We start from the raw sequence: 1,075 nt of genomic DNA on the forward strand, positions 1-1,075 counted from the left end.
ACTTTTCTTCATAGTCTCTGAATTTCTGGAAAGCATGCACTATTGCATTGGAATACTCAAGTTCTTCCAATCGTGTTTTTCTCATATGCTCCTCCACTATGTAGAGGAATTCTATAGTTATATTGTAACAGAATAGAAAAATTTTTGCTATTCGTGAAATCCTACAAATTTTTGACAGATTTTACGCATAAAACAAAAAAAGAAAAACCCTATCTCTGCTCCAAGGACATTTCCTAAAATGTCATCTGCCTCAAACATTCCCATTCTAAATATTCCCTGCGTACATTCAATAATTCCTGAAAACAATATAGCAGTAAAAAATACTGTTTTATTTTTCTCAAATTTTTTAAAACAATATGGCAATAAAAAACCAATCGGAATAAACATAAAAATATTCATAATAATTTGAAGCAAAACCTCTACATTTTTCTCCTTGAAAACTTCTATATAAGACGCAAAAAGTTGAAATCTGTATTCGTTTTCCATTCCCGGCTGACGTCCGTAAAGTGTCATGACAATAACCAGGGCTATGGATAATGATAAGAAAATGCTACTGATTATTCTTCCATATGACCTTTGTTTATATTTTATTGGATTTACCATTCCTATAGGTGTCTCCCATTTATATAAATCATTTGAAACTGCAATACTTGGATTTTCTTCTTCTCCATTTCCTTCCGGGTAGGGTGTATACGTCATCCAATACTTATATCCATTCCAAGGACTATCAAAACTTATTATTGAAGGATGTGTTGGTTGATCTCTTCCCACTAAATATGTTTCTATATTTAATCTCACTTTCCCTACTGCCAAATTTTCCTCTCTTACACATGCAAATAAATTTAACGATAGTATACTTACCAAAAAATACTATTCCCAAAGATTTCCAAATTCTTTCATAGTTATCTCCTTCAAAATAAATATCTAAATAGTTTACAAGTTTCTTTTTCACTTAAAATTAATATAAACTTCGCTATAAATAAACTTGCAAATACAATAATGATATATTGCAAAAAACCATTACATCGATTAAACCACTTGCTTAATTGAAATACATAATGGTCCTATGTCAAGA

Annotated in this window: 1 protein-coding gene; it reads right to left on the minus strand. The window is 30.2% G+C overall.

Annotation, left to right across the window (positions count from 1 at the left end; genetic code table 11):
• Window positions 1-147: 147 nt before the first annotated feature.
• Window positions 148-813, minus strand: coding sequence for a VanZ family protein (locus tag ACYQ35_RS11785; protein ID WP_459833820.1), 666 nt, complete (start codon window positions 811-813; stop codon window positions 148-150).
• Window positions 814-1,075 lie beyond the last annotated feature (262 nt).

It is taken from the genome of Faecalimonas hominis, from assembly GCF_054660755.1.